Source organism: Gilliamella sp. BG1, from assembly GCF_046635625.1.
GTDB lineage: Bacteria > Pseudomonadota > Gammaproteobacteria > Enterobacterales > Orbaceae > Gilliamella > Gilliamella bombi.
Map to the genome: position 1 here is coordinate 33,026 of NZ_JBIDFG010000002.1, position 19,669 is coordinate 52,694.

Sequence of the window (19,669 nt, forward strand, 5' to 3'; positions counted from 1 at the left end):
TTTCAGCCTCTTGCATGGCCGCTGTTTCCACAAAAAGCTCATCAGTTCCAACTTTAGAAAAAGACAAGTCTTATCAATTTACTATTTTGCATACCAATGACCACCACGGCCGTTTTTGGCAAAATGATATTGGTGAGTATGGGCTTGCTGCTCAAAAAACCGTAGTAGATGAAATTCGAAAAGAAGTTACGGCAAAAGGAGGGAAATTACTGCTGCTATCAGGTGGTGATATTAATACTGGTGTCCCTGAATCTGATGTACAGCAAGCCAAACCTGATTTTATTGGCATGAATGCGGTTGGTTACGATGCTATGGCTGTGGGTAATCATGAGTTTGATCATCCTTTGACTATTATTCGTGAGCAACAGAAATGGGCAAAATTTCCTTTTTTATCGGCAAACACTTACTTTAAAGGCACAGATAAACGTGTATTTGATGCCTATAAAATGTTTGATTTGAATGGTATTAAAGTTGCTGTGTTTGGTTTAACCACTGACGATACCATTTTTCTTGCTTCACCCAAAAATACGGAAGGCGTCGAATTTCGACAAACCTTACCCGAAGCACAAAAAATAATTAAACAGTTAAAAGATAATGAACACCCTGATATGATTATTGCTGTCACTCATATGGGGCATTATGAAAATGGTGAACATGGCTCAATGGCACCGGGTGATGTTGAATTAGCCAGAAATTTACAGACCGGCGATTTAGATATGATAGTGGGAGGACACTCACAAAACCCTGTGTGTATGGCTAGTCCTAATAAACGTATTACCGAATATGTACCAGGTACACCTTGTGCGCCAGATCAACAAAATGGCACATGGATTGTGCAGGCCCACGAATGGGGAAAATATGTTGGACGTGCAGATTTTGTCTTTTTAAATGGCAAAATCACGTTAAAAAATTACCAATTAATTCCTATTAACCTTAAAAAAGAGGTTGATAATGGTAACAGTACCAAACGCCTTGAATATTACACGCAAGAAATTCCTCAAGATAAATCCTTACTTGAAAATTTAAGACCTTATCAAGAATTAGGTAAACAGCAGTTATTAGTGAAAAGTGGCGAGTTAAAAGGACGATTAGAAGGTAATCGAGATGTTGTTAGATACCAACAAAGCAATATGGGACAACTGTTACTCAGTGCTTTTGTTGAAAAAACCAATGCAAACGTTGGCATTATGTCTGGGGGGATGATTCGTGACTCATTAATTGAAGGTGATATTACTTATCGTGATATTTTAAAAGTAGAACCTTTTGGTAATAGTGTAGTTTATTTTGAATTAACTGGTAGTGAATTAATTGATTATCTAAAAGTTGCATTAAGTAAAAAACAAGGTTCGGGTGGGTATGCACATTTGAAAAATATACACCTAACAAGAAATGGGAACAATATTGAAGATGTAAAAATTAATGATCAACCGATCAATTTACAAAAAAACTACCGCATTGCTACACTTGACTTTTTAGCCGCTGGTGGAGATGGCTATCCAATAACTAATACATCACCGACTTACGTTGATACGGGTTATCGCGATGCCGATGTAGTAAAACAGTATTTTGAGAACCATTCGCCAATTACTGCGTCTGATTATGAACCAAAACAATTTATTATTGAGAAATAAATATTGAGATAATTATGACCATGACCGAATTTCAACAAAGTTGTTATAATATTGTGACAGACCCCAATTTGTCACCCAAACAAAAAGCAAATTTGCTCGCCTTAGCAGCAGAAAATAATTTACCTTATGTAGATCTGGATGAAGAAACACAACAAGCTTTAAATGACCGCGTTATTTGTGATATGTACGAAGGTCACGCACCTTATAAACCTCGTTATGTTTTACCTGATTATGTGAAATTTTTAAAACAAGGATCACAATGGCTAGAACTTAATCCAGCTGAAACATTTGATGATGCATTGAATTTGCTTATCATCATCTATCATCATGTTCCTTCAGTAACTGGTATGCCTGTTTATTTAGGATGCTTAGATCAAATTTTACTTCCTTACGTTGGTAATCTTACTGAAGATGAGATTTATCAGCGATTAAAGCATTTTTGGATCATGCTTGATCGTAATTTACCTGATGCATTTATGCATGCAAACATTGGACCAACCGATAATATTATCTGTCGGGTAATCTTACGTATAGATAGAGAGCTCAAACAAGTTGCTCCAAATTTAACCTTTATCTATGATGAAGACATTACACCAGAATCATTATTATTAGTGGCAATTGAAAATATTTGTGAAACAAGCAAACCTCATATTGCAAACAACAATATGATTCAAAAAGATTTTGATAACCAAGGTTACGGTGTTGTAAGTTGCTATAATTCACTACCAGTAGCTGGAGGGGGAAGCACGCTTTCACGAATCAATTTAAAAGAAGTTGCAGTACGTAGTAAAAATATAGAAGACTTTTTGTCAAATATCTTACCTCACTACTGTCAATTGCAGCTCAATCTTATTCAAGCAAGGTCAAACTTTCTTTACAATAAATCGAACTTTTTTAACAGCAGCTTTTTAGTTGAAGAAGGTTTAATTGATCCAAAACGATTTGCTCCAATGTTTGGTATCTTTGGAATGGCTGAAGCTGTCAATATCTTGCAAGAAAAAGCAAATTTAGCTGGACGTTATGGTTTTGATGAACAAGCTAATGAACTTGCATTAACTATTACACAATTAATTGCCGAATTTATTGATAACCATACAATAGATTATGCTTGGAAAGGGAAAGCAATGCTGCATTCACAATCAGGCATTAGTATAGATAGAGCAACAACACCTGGATTAAGAATACCATATGGGCAAGAACCCGATCCTGTCACTCATATTATGGCACTGTATAAACATCACCAGTATTTCACTTCGGGTATTAGTGATATTTTAACAATTGATGAGACCATAAAAAATAATCCCCTAGCCTTGCTACAAATTTGTAAAGCTGCTTTCAAATTTGGTTTCCGTGAATTTACTGCCAATATCAGTGGTAATGATCTTGTTCGAGTTACAGGTTATATGGTGAGATTATCTGATATTAAAAGATATAAAAAAGAAGGCTCACGAATTAATACTACTTTCTTAGGAGCCGAGGCTGCCGACGATACCGAAAATAATAGTTATTTATGTCGAAAACCACGAGTAATTAGTCATGAGCAAGTCATGGGCAATCGTTAATAAGCTTTTACCCTTTTCTTGTGTAGATGGACCTGGTAATCGACTAGTTATATTTTTACAAGGATGTAATTTTCGTTGTTTAAACTGCCATAATCCTTATACGATATCATTGTGCAAGGATTGTGGTCAATGTGTTGATACTTGTCCACACAAAGCATTAAGTTTTAGTAACAATAAAGTTATATGGCAAACTTCAAATTGTCAGCAATGTGATACTTGTATTAATACTTGTAAACATTCTTCATCACCAATGACTTATAGATATAGTGTAGATGATATTTTAATCGCTATCCGGAAATATCTACCATTTTTAAATGGTATTACCATAAGTGGTGGAGAAGCAACAATGCAGTTACCCTTTATTAAAGAGCTATTCAATGTTATCAAACAATCTAACGATTTAAAGCACCTTACCTGTTTTATTGATAGCAATGGTTATTTAACTAAAACCGGGTGGCAAAAAGTAGAAAATGTGATGGATGGCGCAATGATTGATCTCAAAGCTTGGGATAATGATGTGCATAAAAAGTTAACGGGAAGAGACAATCAACGAGTAAAAGAAACGATTAAATATCTGGCAAAAATAAAAAAACTATATGAGGTAAGACTTTTAATTATTCCTAAACAAACGGATCTACAGGATAATGTTGAAAATATTGCCAAATTTTTAATTGATTTAGATCCCAATATTCAAATAAGAATTAATGCTTTTCATAATCATGGTGTACGTGGTATCGCTAAAAACTGGCCATCCGCCAGTAGGCCTGAAGTAGAACAGTTTGCAGAACAATTAAAACAACATAGCCTACAACATATTATATTACCTAATGTTTATTTGTAATGGTATTACTTGTTACTTTTAAGTATCAATAAATAACAGATAATTTATACCAATGTGTAAATACTTCAAACTTAGTCAAGATTCAAGTAGAAATTATGCTGCTTGTTTAAGGAGATTTACAATAGAGTTATTTAATATTAATAATACGTTATATCATAACCAATAATACTATTACATTAAGATCGAAAAAAGATAAACTTGATTTGGTTTTACTGATATGGTTCAGTTCTATATTGAGTAGATCGCTATTAGGTAGCTTTGACTAAATGGTTCTAAATGCAGAAAAGGGACAATTGTCCCTTAAACTAGAAAAATATTATTTATTCTTTTTAAATGCAGTTGCAAATGCATTTCCCATGACATTATTAGTCATTGAAGATGAATGTTGTTTTTTAGTATTGTTAACCGAACGTTCATTAATGAATTTTCGATTATCAGTTTTTGGCGCAGCAGGATCATCTAATCGCATTGATAAAGCGATACGTTTTCGAGGAATGTCAACTTCTATCACTTTAACTTTGACTATATCACCAGCTTTTACCACTGTTCTTGGATCATCAACAAACTTATCCGATAAAGCTGAAATATGCACTAAACCATCTTGATGCACACCAATATCAACAAACGCACCAAAATTAGTTACATTAGTAACAGATCCTTCCATAATCAGACCTATTTTTAGGTCTTCCATCGTTTCTATATCATCAGCAAACTGCGCAGTTTTAAATTCAGGTCTTGGATCACGACCAGGTTTATCAAGCTCTTTGATAATATCTGTAACTGTTGGCACACCAAAATGATCATCTACGTAATCGATTGCTTTAAGTGATTTTAAATAGTTTGTATCACCTAAAATTTCTTTTAAAGATTTGTGATTTTTTTCTAAAATTCGTTCTACAACTGGATAAGCTTCTGGATGAACGGCCGATGCGTCAAGAGGATTTTTACCATCCATTATACGTAAAAATCCAGCGCACTGTTCAAATGCTTTAGGACCTAAGCGAGCCACTTTCAATAATTGTTTACGATCCGTAAATTGTCCATTTTCATTACGCCAATTAATTATATTTTGAGCTATTACTTTATTAAGTCCAGCAATACGAGCAAGTAACATCATCGAAGCAGTGTTTAAATTCACACCAACGGCATTAACACCATCTTCAACAACAGCATCAAGTTTTTTTGCTAACTGAGTTTGGCTAACATCATGCTGATATTGCCCCACCCCAATCGATTTAGGATCTATTTTAACAAGCTCTGCTAATGGATCTTGTAAACGACGTGCAATTGATACTGCACCACGAATAGATACATCTAAATCAGGAAATTCTTGCACTGCTAGTTCTGATGCAGAATAAACCGAGGCACCTGCTTCGCTTACAATCACTTTTTGCGCTTTCACTTCTGGATATTTCTTTTGAACATCAAGATAAAAACGTTCAGTTTCGCGCGAAGCTGTACCATTACCAATGGCCACTAATTCAACTTGATATTTAATACAAAGTGCGGCAATAACCATAGCTGCTTTATCTGCCTGCCCTGTATGAGGGTAAATCGTTTCAGTCGCAACTAATTTACCTGTTGCATCAACAACAGCAATTTTTACACCCGTCCTTAAACCGGGATCCATGCCCATAGTAACTTTCATACCTGCTGGAGCAGCCATTAACATATCATGCAAGTTAGCAGCAAATACGTTAATCGCTTCTTCCTCTGCTCGCTCACGTAATGTTGTCATTAATTCGGTTTCCATGTGCATCAGAATTTTAATTCGCCATGTCCAATTAATCACAGCTTTGCGCCATTTATCTGCTGGCTGTTCATTAAAATGGACGCCTAGATATTCAGTGATAATTTGTTCACAATAACTCTCTTTAGGCGCTTGTTCAAATTGCGGATCAGCATTTAAGGAGAGTTGTAAAAAGCCTTCATTTCGCCCTCTAAACATTGCTAATGCACGATGAGATGGTATTTTAGAAATCAGCTCGCTTTGTGAAAAATAGTCTCGGAATTTAGCTCCTTCTTCCTCTTTACCACTCACCACTTGCGAAACTAAATGAGCATTATTCCAAAGATAATGACGCACTTTTGCTAATAATGCTGCATCTTCTGCAAAGCGCTCCATCAAAATGTAACGAGCTCCATCCATTGCTGATTTTGTATCAGTAATACCTTTATCGGAATTGATATATTTTTCGGCTTCAATTACTGGGTCAAGTATGGGATTTTGCCATAAGTCGTCAGCTAATGGTTCAAGCCCTGCTTCAATGGCAATTTGACCTCGAGTACGGCGTTTAGGTTTATATGGTAAATAGAGATCTTCAAGTTCAGTTTTACTAAGCGTTTGTGCAATACTGTTACTTAATTCTAATGTCAATTTACCTTGTTCTTCAATAGACTTTAAAATTGTTTGCTTACGATCTTCAAGTTCTCGCAAATAGCTTAATCGACTATCAAGAGTACGTAATTGGGTATCATCAAGCCCACCTGTCACCTCTTTTCGATAACGAGCAATAAAAGGAACGGTACTGCCCTCATCTAATAATTGAATCGCCGCTTGAACTTGTTCTGACTTTACGGCTAACTCACTGGCTATAATATGGCTAATTTGTTTATTCATCATGGTATTTTTAACAATTTTAAGCAAAGTAGTGATTATATACCTATCCTTGTTTCTGTTGCAATTCTGAGCCTTTTATCTCCTCCCTAAAAATTATAACTGCTAGTTATTGGGATATTTTTCGATTGGCTAACATTAAATAAAGCTAATCATAAATTTAACTTCTTTATTTAGAACTACATAATGCATAATACTGATGCTCAGGACCTCTATCACCATTAAATGCAGCATCATTCATATTAATATAAATAGGATCACCTGTAGAAATTGAATAATCGCTAGTCCAACCATAAGTTGGGTTATAAAAATTATCACCTTGATAATACGCTAATCCCCCCCATTCAGTAATTAATCCCCCATGTACAGCTCTTTTATAGTAGTTATCAGGATTATTACCATATTTATCTTGATGAAGCAGAAAGTTTGCATTACTCAGCTCTCTAAGAGATGCTAATTTATAATCACCTAAACTTCTACACCAATCTTTTTGCTCTTGATATGTATCAATATATTCTCCTCTATTGATAAACCATTTAGTTATCCGGAAACTGTAACTAAGCATTACGCCTTGTTTGGTTTCGCCTATTATCTCAATATCAACAGGTAAATTCGCTTTGGGTGCTGTAGCTCGATTAGCACCTTTAGATGAGGAATCAGGACCTTTTAACGTAACCAGAACCATATTTTTCGCATCATAAGCCTTAAAACCACCTACAACTACTGCTCTTGGAGCCTCTGACTTTGTAACTGTCGCTGTAATTGCGCCAGGTGCTCCTTTATCAGGATCCGATGTTCTTACGATCCATTTTGTTGTGCTTAGTGAATTATCAATATTCTCGGTAATTAAATAGAAAAAGAGATCATTTGCACCAACTGAAGGGAAATTATTTAAATAATCATCTTGTGGTACAAAACCATTCCAGTCTACCCAATCAAAAACAGATCTATCCCCCCAAGAATAAGCTGGAGCACTATAAAGCATATGTGGACTAGCATATTTGATAGCTTCACCACCTACTTGTACATTAAAATTTCGATAAGGTGTTTTTGTTATAGCAATCTTACTATCTGGGTAATTTTGAAAATTTGGAACTCCGTATTTTGTAGTTAAAGCTACCCCACCACTAACTTTAATATAAGGATAAATACCACTTTTTACTAATTTTTCAAATGTCGTTTTTGTTTGATCGTCTGTTAATTTAACTTCTTTATTATTTTCGTCTTCGTAATACCATTCCAGCGAAACTGGGTTATCCTTGTCCTCTGATAATTTAATATCTCCATCACCATCAACATCTATAACCTCAGAGCTTTCTGGTTGTTTAATTGCTGCTAATAAACCTAAACTTTCAGGAGTTTTAGTTGAAACATCTGAGCCTAATGCTGTGTTCAAATCACCTGTATAAAAATAGGTATTTCCATTATAGATGACACCAAAATAATTAAATGCTTTATTGGATTGAATATTATTTTCAATTGAACTAATAAAACGAGGACTATTTCCATTAATAGGATTTGCAGTAACAGCCGATAATGCTAAAGATTTAGTTGAAAAAAAACTAATAAGACAAACTAGACCCCAAATTGGCTCTTTCCGTGTAGTCATATTCATTCCTAATGGTGATAATAATAACAACTTATTTATTTTATTATTGTATAATTGCGAAATTAAACTTATTTATGCGATATAATTAACTTAATTACTTATTGAGCAAGAGATATTCCAAGAATAAAATAAAAAAACACAACACAAGCAATGAAAAAATAATATCATTTTAATGTTGATTTTTAAAGATTATTTAACGTTATTTTGATAAATATTAAAAAATAGAATAAATTTTATTAAATAAATGTCGAGTTTTTACTCGAACAATATATTTTAATAAAGAAATATCGAGTTTTTGCTCGAAAAATAAAGATTACTATAGGGAATGAAAATATGCGAAAGAATAATTATATAACAAGAGAAGGTTATTTGAACCTTAATCGTGAATTGAAATATTTATGGAAAGAAGAAAGACCTCGCGTTACACAAGCTGTATCAGATGCAGCAGCCCTCGGCGATCGTAGTGAGAATGCAGAATATATTTATGGAAAACGAAGATTACGCGAAATTGATCGGCGTATACGTTTTCTTACCAAGCGACTAGAAACGTTAACAATTGTCGAACCACACCCAAAACAAGAAGGTAAAGTATTTTTTGGCGCATGGGTAAAATTGGAAGATGAATCTGGTAATTTACATATTTACCGTATTGTTGGTAGCGATGAATTTGATCCTAAAAAAAATTGGATATCAATCAATAGCCCTGTAGCAAAAGCATTAATAGGTCATAAAGTTGATGATGAAATAGCCGTTATCACCCCTAATGGCAAAGCATTGTATTATATTACTGAAATTAGCTATACCGAGTTATGCTAATATGCCCTAAATTATTCATTCCATTTGTTAAATCTAAAAACTATAAGATATGGGTAATTAAGTATATAATTATCAAAACATTTGTAATTTATGTAAGATATTATGATTTTTGTCAATCAACTATACATCTACCCAATCAAATCGATGCAAGGGATACAACTAACAAAAGCAAATACAGTTGATGGAGGCTTTGAGCATGACCGTATATTGATGCTTAGTGAACCCGATGGCACTTTTATCACGGCAAGACAACACCCTGAGCTCCTGAAATTCAAAACATTCATAGTAAAAAACGAAGTACATATTTCGCTATCTCCAACTGAAATGATAATATTTAATCTTGATGAGTTTTCGTTGAATTATGAGCCTACTGAAATTTGGGGTAATCATTTTACTTCATTAATTGCCCCTATAAGAGTCAATCAATTTTTCAGTCAAATTTTGCATAAAGATGTACAATTAAGATGGGTTGGTCAACAATTAACTCGTCGAACCAAACGCTATCCTGAAATTCCTGTTAGTTTTGCTGATGGTTATCCTTATTTGTTATTAAATAAAGCTTCATTTGATTATTTACAACAGCAATGCCCTGAAAAACTCGATATTAGACAATTTCGTGGAAATATCGTTATTCAAGGAGCACTACCTTTTGCGGAAGACGGCTGGAAAACAATAAAAATTGGCAATGTGATTTTTGATATTGTTAAACCTTGTAGTCGCTGTGTTATAACGACAATGAACATAAAATCTGCAACATCCTTAGCTGATAATGAACCAATTAAAACCTTACGTTACTTTAGAGCCGATAAGCAAGGTGAAATTGATTTTGGTATGAATATGATAGCCCGAAATCATGGAACAATTTCAGTTCACGATAAAATTGAAGTATTGGAACGGCAACCAGCTAAAAATTATATTAAAACCTTTCCAACAGAAATAAAAACTGAAGCAAAAGTTTGTACAATAAATTTTGAAAATCAAATAATTAAAGGTAATAATAAGCAAACTATTTTAGAGCAGTTAGAACAACATAAAATAGCATTACCTTATTCTTGCCGTGCAGGTATTTGTGGACGTTGTCTAGTTGAATTAAAACAAGGTGAAGTAGAGGCATTAACACAAGCTGCTATTAGGCGAAATAATAAAATTCTAGCCTGTAGTTGTGTGCCTAAAGGAGATATTACAATTAAATTACTTAAGAAATAGCCTTAAATTCAAAATTATCTGAAGTCAGCTTTTGTTCAGTAAATTTTTTCTCTACAGATATTAATCTATCATTCATTACTTTAATTGCTTCAGAAAACACAAACGTTTTATTCATTGCAATAAATGAAGCTTGTGCAATAATACAAAGAGATGCATTTTCCCCCGCTTCAACGACCATTAAACAAACCTTTTGTCCATCTTCTTGTAAAATTACCTCAACAATATCAGCTATTTTGGGCTTGTATAACATTGGTTGTTGTGAAAAATACCAACTTTTAGGCATTTGAGGCTTTAAAAAATTAGCTGCAACAATAGCGTTAATAGCTAGTTCAATCTTTTGTGAATCTGTCAAATTAAGTAACTGACAACTATTATAAAATTGATAATAAGACGTTGCGTCACTAACAGAAAATGGAAACTCACCAAAAACATCAGGAACTAACATTTTACTTGGATAACAAGAACGAAATAACATTTCAGATGAAACTTCAAGCATTAAACTATCGTATTCGCTATCAAAATACCATCGCCAACAATCAGTTGGTCGAAAAGTCATTTTCATTAATATGTTACCCTTATCATTTGATTTAAAATTGGTCAAAAAGATAACATAAATTACATAAAAAATAAATAAAAAGTTAAAATAAAAATAATTTAATTATATAATTTTTAAAAATTTAATTATAAAGTGAAAGGATCAAAAAAATATAACTTGGATCTAAATTAGATCCAGTTAGATCCTTTTAGATCTAATCATTTTATACTGAAACATATACTTACCTGAAAGTTTTTTACAATAAATTCAATTTTTAGATACAAAAAAAGGTACTTTTCAGCACCTTTTTTATAATTATAAATAGCTATTTAGCTTGCAACATTGATGCGTTTCATATCAGTCATATAACTACGTAATTTACGACCGATTGTTTCAATTGGATGATTACGGATTTCTTCATTCACATCGCGTAATTGTGCATTATCAACACTACCTTCAGGGATCGCTTTACCTAGATCGCCAGCTTGTAACATTGGCATAAATTTTTCTTTTAATAGTGGTACAGCGGCATTAGCAAATAGATAGTTGCCATACTCAGCTGTGTCAGAAATAACAACATTCATTTCATACAAACGTTTACGCGCAATAGTATTAGCAATAAGTGGTAACTCATGTAATGATTCATAATAAGCTGATTCAGCTAAAATACCAGATTCAAGCATAGTTTCGAAGGCAAGTTCAACACCGGCTTTAACCATTGCAACCATAACAACGCCTTGATCAAAATAAGCTTGTTCATCAATTTTACCTTGATAGTCAGCAGCTTTTTCAAAGGCGGTTTCACCTGTTTCTCTACGCCATTTAAGAAGGTTCGCATCATCATTTGCCCAGTCTTTCATCATAGTTGACGAAAACTCACCTGATATAATGTCGTCCATATGTTTACGATAAAGATCCGTCATGATCACTTTTAATTCTTTTGCTAAAGCATTTGCTCTCAATTTAGCTGGATTTGATAAACGATCCATCATTAAAGTAATTCCACCTTGTTTTAGCGCCTCAGTGATCGTTTCCCAACCAAATTGGAGTAATTTACATGCATAAGCAGGATCAACACCATCTGCCACTAGCTTATCAAAACAAAGTAATGATCCTGTTTGTAACATTCCACAAAGGATTGTTTGTTCACCCATTAAATCTGACTTAACTTCGGCAACAAATGACGACTGTAAAACACCTGCACGATGTCCGCCAGTTGCCGCTGCCCATGCTTTAGCAATTGCTAGCCCTTCACCTTTTGGATCGTTTTCTGGATGAACTGCAATTAGTGTCGGCACACCAAAACCTCGTTTATATTCTTCACGAACTTCAGTACCAGGGCATTTAGGGGCTACCATCACTACTGTAATATCAGAGCGAATCTTTTCTCCTACTTCAACAATATTAAATCCGTGAGAATAGCCAAGCGCAGAGCCTTTTTTCATCAACGGTTGAATAGCTTGAACAACGGCAGAATGTTGTTTGTCAGGAGTCAAATTGATAACAAGATCTGCTGCTGGAATTAATTCTTCATAACTTCCTACTTTAAAACCATTTTCAGTTGCTTTCTTCCATGATGCGCGTTTTTCAGCAATAGCTTCTTTACGTAATGCATAAGATATATCTAAACCTGAATCTCGCATATTTAGACCTTGGTTAAGACCTTGTGCTCCACAACCAACAATTACAATTTTTTTACCTTTCAAAAAATTAGCTTCTGATGCAAATTCATCACGAGCCATAAAACGACATTGACCTAATTGTTCTAATTTTTCACGCAAATTCAGTGTATTAAAATAGTTTGACATTTTTCTCTCCAAGAGTTTAGGTATTCATAATCAACAATAAAACACTATATAATACTTTTAATATTGCTAAAATTGATATATTTAAAATATAATATTGCATAAATCGCAATATACTTGCTAAGTTCAATGCTTTCTTTTACTCTAAACCACCCTTAATTTTGAATAAATCAATATGGATGCTCGATATAAACAAGCAAATAAAGAGGCTAAACTTTCTTTATTACTAACTTTTATTTATCTTCTTGGATGGATCGTTTGTGCATACTGTATTAACGACAAAATAGGATTTTTAGGTCTTCCATTGTGGTTTGAACTATCTTGCATTATGGTGCCTATCGGTTTTATATTGCTTTGCTGGGTAGTTGTAAAATTTCAATTTAAAAATTTCTCATTAGAACAAACTAAGTGATCTAACATGCATTTAGATATTATTGTACCACTTATCATCTATCTTGTTTTTGTATTTGCATTATCAATTTATGCTTATGTAAAACGCAAAAAAATAAATCAATTTACTGATTATTTTATTGGCAATCGCACCATGGGAGGATTTTTACTCGCCATGACACTAGCCGCAACTTATATTAGTGCCAGCTCGTTTATTGGTGGTCCTGGTGCTGCTTATAAATTTGGCCTTGGTTGGGTGCTATTATCGATGATCCAAGTTCCAACTGTATTACTCTCGCTTGGTATTCTAGGCAAAAAATTTGCCATTTTAGCTCGTAAATATGATGCTATAACGTTAAGTGATATGCTTTATGCTCACTATAAAAGTAAAACTATTGTTTGGCTAGCAAGTATTACCCTTGTCGTTGCCTTTATCGGCGCAATGACAGTACAGTTTGTTGGTGGGGCTCGCTTACTACAATCATCAGTAGGTATACCTTATCATACGGGCTTATTAATATTTGGTATTGGTACGGTTATTTATACCGCATTTGGCGGTTTTCGAGCCAGTATATTAAATGATGCTTTTCAAGGGTTAGTGATGATCATAGGTGCTATATTATTACTTGGTGCTATTATCTATGCAGGTGGTGGAATCACTGCAATAATTGATCAGCTAATAAAAATTGACCCTGCTCTTTTAACACCACAAGGACCTAATGACTTTATGGACTTTCCGTTCATGGCTTCATTTTGGATATTAGTTTGTTTTGGTGTGGTTGGCTTACCTCATACTGCTGTTCGTTGTATGGCCTATAAAGATAGCAAAGCAGTACATCAAGGAATTATTCTTGGCACCATTGTCGTTACTGTTATTATGCTAACTATGCATTTATCTGGTGCTTTAGGGCGTGCTATTATTAGCGATTTAACCATTCCTGATCAAATAGTACCGACATTAATTATAAATGTATTACCACCTTTTGCTGCTGGAATCTTTTTAGCTGCTCCACTTGCCGCTATTATGTCCACCATTAATGCTCAATTATTACAAGTATCATCTGTTATCATCAAAGATCTGTTTTTAAGCATCAAAACTAATATTAATTTCAGTGATAAGTTTCTTACTCGGATTTCGGTCACTATCACTTTTATTTTTGGTGGGTTACTTATTTGGGCAGCATGGACCCCGCCTGATATGATTATTTGGCTAAATTTACTCGCTTTTGGTGGACTTGAAGCTGTCTTTTTATGGCCGTTAGTACTTGGATTATATTGGAAAAAAGCTAATGCTACTGGTGCTCTTTGTTCAATGCTTACAGGAGCTATAAGTTATACATTATTGGCAAGTTATAATATTAAATTATTATCACTACACCCAATAGTCCCCTCTTTAACTATTGGATTTATTATTTTTATTATAGCCAATATGTTTGACAATAAAAGGAAGAATTATGCCTTGGATTCAACTCAAAATTAATACAACCAACGATCTTGCTGAACAAATTAGCGAACAATTAGAGGAGTCTGGTGCTGTATCAGTCACTTTTCAAGATACCTTTGACACGCCTGTCTTTGAACCATTACCCGGCGAAACTAAACTTTGGGGTAATACCGATGTGATTGGGCTTTATGATGCTCAAACAGATATCGATGAATTAAGAGCAATATTAAATCTTGAACAATATTCTTATAAAATTGAACAATTAGAAGATAAAGACTGGGAACGTGAATGGATGGACAACTTTCATCCTATGAAATTTGGTGAGCGACTTTGGATTTGTCCTAGTTGGCGTGACGTGCCCGACACTAATGCTGTTAATGTTATGTTAGACCCTGGATTAGCATTTGGCACAGGTACTCACCCAACCACGGCATTATGCTTAACTTGGCTTGATAGTTTAGACCTTAAAGATAAATTAGTTATCGATTATGGTTGTGGTTCTGGTATTTTGGCGATTGCTGCGTTAAAATTAGGAGCAAAACAAGTAATAGGTATTGATATCGATCCTCAAGCCATTCAAGCTAGCCGTGACAATGCACAGCGTAATGATGTCAGTGAAAGACTAGAGCTTTATTTATCAAAAGAGATTCCAGACAATTTGCAAGCAGATATAGTTGTTGCCAATATTTTAGCTGGACCATTAAAAGAGCTTGAACCACATATAAGTAAATTAGTAAAACCTGAAGGTAAACTAGGTTTATCTGGTATTTTAACTACCCAATCATCAAGTGTTTGCATGGCTTACCAACCCAATTTTAAATTAGATCCAGTGGTTGAACTTGACGAGTGGTGTTGTATCACTGGTAAAAAAAATAAAAAAAATTAACGCTACCCCCTTTTAAGTTTGAAAAAAAATGCGTAATATAGCCGACTTTAATTTACTTAGCATTGGTGAACTAAAATTAAAGAATAATTTAATTGCTGCACCAATGGCTGGAATAAGTGATAAACCATTTCGTAATCTATGTCATCGATTTGGTGCTGGTATGACTGTTTCAGAAATGTTTTTAGCAAATTCTGATGTTTGGCATACCGATAAATCAGCTATGCGAATGATAGCGAGTGATGATGTTGGTATTCGTGCAGTACAAATTGTCGGTTCTGATCCCGACGAAATGGCTAAAGCTGCTGAATTTAATGTCAAACACGGTGCTCAGTTGATTGACATTAATATGGGATGTCCGGCTAAAAAGGTCAATAGAAAATTGGCTGGATCTGCTTTAATGCAGTATCCGGAACTTATTAAAAAAATTTTGCAGAAAGTTGTCGGTGCAGTTGATGTTCCGGTAACATTAAAAACGCGGACTGGATGGAATAAAGAAAATAGAAATTGCATAGAAATCGCACAAATTGCACAGGATTGTGGTATAAAGGCAATTACTATTCACGGAAGAACACGTGCTTGCTTATTCAACGGTGTCGCTGAATATGACTCTATTAGAGCAGTTAAAGAAAATGTTACAATTCCTGTAATTGCTAATGGAGATATTTGTACACCTGAACAGGCAAAAGATGTTTTTCAATATACGCAGGCTGATGCTATAATGATCGGGCGAGCGGCACAAGGGCGACCTTGGATATTTGAAGAAATTGCATTCTATTTAACACATGGACAGTTACAGAAAAACAAAAGTATTGATGAAGTAGAACAAGTTGTACTATCACATCTTGATGATCTTTATCAATTCTATGGAGAATACAAAGGATTAAGGATTGCCAGAAAGCATGTAAATTGGTACACCAAGAATTATGCTGACAGCGATCAATTCAGGCGCTTATTTAGTGTACTTAGCAATACAAGTGAGCAAGTAAACACTCTAAAAGCATTTTTTAGTAAAATTAGAAACAACCCAAAGAGTTAAGAATACTATGTCAGAACAACGCGTTACAGCTGCAGCACTTAAATTTACAACTGTAAATTCTCAAGACCAAATAACACAAAAGCCATTGCGTGATTCAGTGAAGCAAGCTTTAAAAAACTATTTATCACAATTAAATGGTGAAGATCCGACAGATCTTTATGAATTAGTGTTAGCTGAAGTTGAACATCCATTCCTTGATATGGTTATGCAATATACACGCGGCAATCAAACTCGAGCAGCAAATATGCTTGGTATCAACCGCGGTACACTTCGCAAAAAATTAAAACAATATGGAATGAGTTAATCTTCTATTATTTAACATTTTATAATATAAAAAGTACCTTAATATAAGGTGCTTTTTTTCTATTTTAGAACACAATGAGAAAATTCATTGAATTATCCTCTTTCATAAAATATATAAATAAACTGGGTTTCTATACCTCATAAGAATAGTTTTAATCTGACATTTGCGTTATTTTATAACGTAACTAGGAGTGTCATAATTGAATCAAACAGAAAAATCATTAAACCTAAATTATGGCTTTTAGAATTAACCAGCAACTTAGTACGCACAATAAGCCTGTAAAGTCATAGGATATAATCGAGATAATTATTATCGCTTTAAAAAATGAGCAATGAGAAGGGACTTGCTCTTCAAGAAATCAGTTGTAGTAGCTCAGATTTAATTTAAGCTAGTACATTTAAAAATGCATCTTTTAAGATTAGTGATCATGAAAATTCAATAATATATCTTCCACATTTTTTTGACTTATACAAATAATATTTAATAGCTATATTGAAACACATCCCAAAGCTAAAGATTCAATCGAATTTTACATGAATAAATTAAGAGAACGTTATTCAAGTAAATAGTGAAATCCCCCATATACTCTATGAGAATATTGTTTTATTTAAAGCAAAATAATTGGCGTTTTGAGAAAAACGTAACCGCAAAATCAAGCGAGGCGCAGATGATAAAATAAACAACTATAACAAATAGAAAGATTTCTGTTGGATAAATCATACTACGATTATTAATTTGGGTTGCAATAAAAGTAAATTCCGCTACTCCAACAATATAAGCCAGTGAAGTATCTTTAATCAGTGATACCCATTGATTTACAAAAGACGGCAACATCATTTTAAGGGCTTGTGGTAATATGATAAATATAATAACTTGCTTTTTAGTTAAGCCTAATGAAAACGCCGCTTGCCATTGTTCTTTAGCCACAGCAATCATACCTGCATGAACTGAATGTCCAATGTATGCAGCTCCTATCAAGGATAATGCAAATATTACCGTTGCAATTGCTGGCACATCTACACTAAGTAACACAGGTAGAAGAAAGTAAGTCCAGAAAATAAGCATAATGACAGGAATAGCTCTTAAAAAACCAAGTATACCAACTAAAAAATAACGCATAACTCCTTTTAAAACAGTCAACCCGACTCCAGCAAGAATACCCAAAAAACTTGAAAATATAATTGCGGCAAAACTCATTAACAGCGTTAAAAAAATTCCTCCAGGAAAATTTCCCCACATCATATAACTGAAATTGTGGTAAATAACCTCTAAACCTTTAAGCTCCATAAATGATTACACCTTACCTATTTGCAATCGTTTTGCTTGATAAATATTACCCAAAGTTCCAACAATCACTATCGCCAAAATATATAATAAAGTTGCAATAGCAAAATCTTGAAAGGTTTTTAATGATTCGGTTTCAACTTGACGCGATACATAAGAAAGTTCTAACACACCAATGGCCATTGTTAACGACGAATTTTTTATAATATTCATGTACTGACCAATTAAAGGTGGAAATGCAATACGAAAACTTTGTGGCAAAATAATAAATCGCATACTTTGCCACCAAGTTAAACCTAATGCCAATGAAGCCTGTTCTTGCCCTCGACTTACACCAGCTATACCCGCTCTAAACTCTTCGGCAATAAAAGCACTGGAATAACAAGTTAAACCAACTAAACCGATTATAAATTCAAATGATGGCATTTTCAGTGAAAAAAACAGCAACTGGATTTGCGGTTCGTCAAATAACCATAATTTAAATTCTATTGGTAATAAATTACCCACACCAAAATACCAAAAAAAGAGTTGAGGCAATAATGGAGAATAACGAAAAATTGCGTTATACCCCATTACTATAACTTGAATGAATTTAATTCGACTTTGTTGAGCAATAACCAGCAAAAAACCTAGTGATGTTGAAAATATAATGGTTAGCAATGAGATAGCTAACGTAACTAAAAAACCATCCCATAACCACCACAAATAACGAGGCTCAAGTAATTGCTCATACATAACTACTGACCTTTACCAATTTTAAAATCACCACGAGGCATCGCTGATGCAGTTTCAGGTCCAAACCAACGATTATAAATCGTTAATGCTTCACCATCTTTTTCTAGTGTTAACAAAATTTGATTCACTTTTTCTTTCAAACGATCTTCCCCTTTTGGTATACCAACAGCTTGATATTCTTGAGTAATACTAAATGGTGAAATTTCAAATACAGCTCGTTGTTCTTCTGGTAAATTCGCTAATAGGCCGATTAATTTTGCATCATCTTGAGTAATTGCCTGCACAACACCATTACGTAATGCTGCAAACGCAAATGGTGTATCATCATAAGAAATTACTTTAGCTGTTGGGTATTTTTCTCGCAATGTAATTTCCATAACTGTACCTTTATCGGCACCAATACGAAGATTTTTCAAATTATCTGCTGATTTCAATACTCCTTTTTTTGCTACAAATTTCTGACCAGTCGCAAAATAAGGAAGGCTAAAATCAACGGTTTTTGCTCTTTCATCAGTAACGGTAAAATTAGCTACAATTAAATCGGCTTTTTGGGATGTTAATAACGGAATTCGATTGGCCGGATTAGTCGGAACTAGCTCAACATTAACCTTTAATGCTTTTGCTATCTCGTTGGCATAATCAACGTCAAGACCAACAATTTTATTTGTCTTTTCGTCAATATAACCAAATGGCGGATTACTATCAAATACCGCTATTTTTATTTCTCCTCGTTTCTCAATATCATCAAGGCGATCTGCATAAGCAGAATTTGCACCTAACAAACTACTTACTAATGCAACAACAGCTAGTGATTTAGTCAACAATTTCATTCTGATTCTCCCTCAATCAAGGTTATGTTATGTACCGTTAAAGTCTAGCAACAAAGAATTGAATAAATAAATAACAAATACTCACATGGTTATAACTTAAAGTTATATGTAGTAGTTTTCGATTAATGACATTAAAAA

General features: G+C 33.9%; 17 protein-coding genes and 1 pseudogene. 11 read left to right on the forward strand and 7 right to left on the reverse strand.

What is annotated here, in order from left to right:
- The first annotated feature begins 14 nt into the window (after positions 1-14).
- Genes ushA through ACGH80_RS00985 form a run of 3 tightly spaced genes read left to right on the forward strand, consistent with a single transcriptional unit; the run spans position 15 to position 4,034 of the window.
- Positions 15-1,631, forward strand: a complete 1,617-nt coding sequence (gene ushA / locus ACGH80_RS00975; protein ID WP_411630452.1) for a bifunctional UDP-sugar hydrolase/5'-nucleotidase UshA — start codon at positions 15-17, stop codon at positions 1,629-1,631.
- Between the two features lie 14 nt (positions 1,632-1,645).
- Entirely contained in the window at positions 1,646-3,193 is a 1,548-nt protein-coding gene (locus ACGH80_RS00980; RefSeq protein ID WP_411630409.1) for a YjjI family glycine radical enzyme, read from the forward strand.
- Entirely contained in the window at positions 3,168-4,034 is an 867-nt protein-coding gene (locus ACGH80_RS00985; RefSeq protein WP_296300051.1) for a YjjW family glycine radical enzyme activase, read from the forward strand. Before ACGH80_RS00980 ends, ACGH80_RS00985 begins: the two co-directional genes overlap by 26 nt.
- 316 nt (positions 4,035-4,350) lie before the next feature.
- On the opposite strand, the gene ACGH80_RS00990 is transcribed toward ACGH80_RS00985, so the two are convergent.
- Positions 4,351-6,657 (reverse strand): Tex family protein, encoded by a 2,307-nt coding sequence (locus ACGH80_RS00990; protein WP_411630410.1) that lies wholly within the window; start codon positions 6,655-6,657, stop codon positions 4,351-4,353.
- 163 nt (positions 6,658-6,820) lie between these two features.
- Complete coding sequence (locus tag ACGH80_RS00995; RefSeq protein WP_411630411.1) at positions 6,821-8,260, reverse strand: hypothetical protein; 1,440 nt, start codon at positions 8,258-8,260, stop codon at positions 6,821-6,823.
- Between the two features lie 333 nt (positions 8,261-8,593).
- On the opposite strand from ACGH80_RS00995, the gene greB reads away from it, so the two are divergent.
- Together greB and ACGH80_RS01005 are read left to right on the forward strand one after the other, a co-directional pair.
- Positions 8,594-9,076, forward strand: a complete 483-nt coding sequence (gene greB, locus ACGH80_RS01000) for a transcription elongation factor GreB (protein ID WP_065589681.1) — start codon at positions 8,594-8,596, stop codon at positions 9,074-9,076.
- Between the two features lie 102 nt (positions 9,077-9,178).
- Positions 9,179-10,282: a YcbX family protein gene (locus ACGH80_RS01005; RefSeq protein WP_411630412.1), complete on the forward strand. Its 1,104-nt coding sequence runs from the start codon at positions 9,179-9,181 to the stop codon at positions 10,280-10,282.
- Here ACGH80_RS01005 and ACGH80_RS01010 read toward each other — a convergent pair.
- Positions 10,272-10,844, reverse strand: coding sequence for a cell division protein ZapC (locus ACGH80_RS01010; RefSeq protein WP_085163963.1), 573 nt, complete (start codon positions 10,842-10,844; stop codon positions 10,272-10,274). The genes ACGH80_RS01005 and ACGH80_RS01010 overlap by 11 nt on opposite strands.
- 302 nt (positions 10,845-11,146) lie before the next feature.
- On the reverse strand, positions 11,147-12,625 hold the full coding sequence (ilvC, locus tag ACGH80_RS01015) for a ketol-acid reductoisomerase (protein WP_411630413.1): 1,479 nt from the start codon (positions 12,623-12,625) through the stop codon (positions 11,147-11,149).
- Positions 12,626-12,797: 172 nt separating this feature from the next.
- On the opposite strand from ilvC, the gene ACGH80_RS01020 reads away from it, so the two are divergent.
- The 6 genes and pseudogenes from ACGH80_RS01020 to ACGH80_RS01045 all read left to right on the forward strand — a co-directional run.
- A complete protein-coding gene (locus ACGH80_RS01020; RefSeq protein ID WP_034911058.1) occupies positions 12,798-13,034 on the forward strand; it encodes a YhdT family protein in 237 nt (78 codons plus the stop codon).
- A gap of 6 nt (positions 13,035-13,040) precedes the next feature.
- Positions 13,041-14,492 (forward strand): sodium/pantothenate symporter, encoded by a 1,452-nt coding sequence (panF, locus tag ACGH80_RS01025; protein WP_411630414.1) that lies wholly within the window; start codon positions 13,041-13,043, stop codon positions 14,490-14,492.
- Positions 14,467-15,342 carry a 50S ribosomal protein L11 methyltransferase gene (gene prmA / locus ACGH80_RS01030; RefSeq protein WP_065589686.1) on the forward strand — a complete coding sequence of 292 codons (876 nt, stop codon included), beginning with the start codon at positions 14,467-14,469 and terminating at the stop codon, positions 15,340-15,342. Before panF ends, prmA begins: the two co-directional genes overlap by 26 nt.
- Before the next feature lie 28 nt (positions 15,343-15,370).
- Complete coding sequence (gene dusB / locus ACGH80_RS01035) at positions 15,371-16,378, forward strand: tRNA dihydrouridine synthase DusB (protein WP_065589687.1); 1,008 nt, start codon at positions 15,371-15,373, stop codon at positions 16,376-16,378.
- Positions 16,379-16,385: 7 nt separating this feature from the next.
- A complete protein-coding gene (gene fis / locus ACGH80_RS01040; RefSeq protein ID WP_034883623.1) occupies positions 16,386-16,682 on the forward strand; it encodes a DNA-binding transcriptional regulator Fis in 297 nt (98 codons plus the stop codon).
- A gap of 198 nt (positions 16,683-16,880) precedes the next feature.
- Positions 16,881-17,007: pseudogene (locus ACGH80_RS01045) on the forward strand (IS481 family transposase); the annotation flags it as partial.
- 278 nt (positions 17,008-17,285) lie between these two features.
- On the opposite strand, the gene ACGH80_RS01050 reads toward ACGH80_RS01045, so the two are convergent.
- The 3 genes from ACGH80_RS01050 to ACGH80_RS01060 are packed head-to-tail and all read right to left on the reverse strand — an operon-like array spanning position 17,286 to position 19,537.
- A complete protein-coding gene (locus ACGH80_RS01050; RefSeq protein ID WP_065589688.1) occupies positions 17,286-17,969 on the reverse strand; it encodes an amino acid ABC transporter permease in 684 nt (227 codons plus the stop codon).
- A 6-nt stretch (positions 17,970-17,975) separates the two neighbouring features.
- Positions 17,976-18,701, reverse strand: a complete 726-nt coding sequence (locus ACGH80_RS01055) for an amino acid ABC transporter permease (RefSeq protein ID WP_034911070.1) — start codon at positions 18,699-18,701, stop codon at positions 17,976-17,978.
- Positions 18,702-18,703: 2 nt separating this feature from the next.
- Positions 18,704-19,537, reverse strand: a complete 834-nt coding sequence (locus ACGH80_RS01060; RefSeq protein ID WP_370738293.1) for an ABC transporter substrate-binding protein — start codon at positions 19,535-19,537, stop codon at positions 18,704-18,706.
- Positions 19,538-19,669 lie beyond the last annotated feature (132 nt).

Coding starts and splice junctions, on each gene's coding strand:
- ushA (WP_411630452.1), top strand. CDS start 15: ATGGCCGCTGTTTCCACAAAAAGCTCATCAGTTCCAACTTTAGAAAAA.
- ACGH80_RS00980 (WP_411630409.1), top strand. CDS start 1,646: ATGACCATGACCGAATTTCAACAAAGTTGTTATAATATTGTGACAGAC.
- ACGH80_RS00985 (WP_296300051.1), top strand. CDS start 3,168: ATGAGCAAGTCATGGGCAATCGTTAATAAGCTTTTACCCTTTTCTTGT.
- ACGH80_RS00990 (WP_411630410.1), bottom strand. CDS start 6,657: ATGATGAATAAACAAATTAGCCATATTATAGCCAGTGAGTTAGCCGTA.
- ACGH80_RS00995 (WP_411630411.1), bottom strand. CDS start 8,260: ATGACTACACGGAAAGAGCCAATTTGGGGTCTAGTTTGTCTTATTAGT.
- greB (WP_065589681.1), top strand. CDS start 8,594: ATGCGAAAGAATAATTATATAACAAGAGAAGGTTATTTGAACCTTAAT.
- ACGH80_RS01005 (WP_411630412.1), top strand. CDS start 9,179: ATGATTTTTGTCAATCAACTATACATCTACCCAATCAAATCGATGCAA.
- ACGH80_RS01010 (WP_085163963.1), bottom strand. CDS start 10,844: ATGAAAATGACTTTTCGACCAACTGATTGTTGGCGATGGTATTTTGAT.
- ilvC (WP_411630413.1), bottom strand. CDS start 12,625: ATGTCAAACTATTTTAATACACTGAATTTGCGTGAAAAATTAGAACAA.
- ACGH80_RS01020 (WP_034911058.1), top strand. CDS start 12,798: ATGGATGCTCGATATAAACAAGCAAATAAAGAGGCTAAACTTTCTTTA.
- panF (WP_411630414.1), top strand. CDS start 13,041: ATGCATTTAGATATTATTGTACCACTTATCATCTATCTTGTTTTTGTA.
- prmA (WP_065589686.1), top strand. CDS start 14,467: ATGCCTTGGATTCAACTCAAAATTAATACAACCAACGATCTTGCTGAA.
- dusB (WP_065589687.1), top strand. CDS start 15,371: ATGCGTAATATAGCCGACTTTAATTTACTTAGCATTGGTGAACTAAAA.
- fis (WP_034883623.1), top strand. CDS start 16,386: ATGTCAGAACAACGCGTTACAGCTGCAGCACTTAAATTTACAACTGTA.
- ACGH80_RS01050 (WP_065589688.1), bottom strand. CDS start 17,969: ATGGAGCTTAAAGGTTTAGAGGTTATTTACCACAATTTCAGTTATATG.
- ACGH80_RS01055 (WP_034911070.1), bottom strand. CDS start 18,701: ATGTATGAGCAATTACTTGAGCCTCGTTATTTGTGGTGGTTATGGGAT.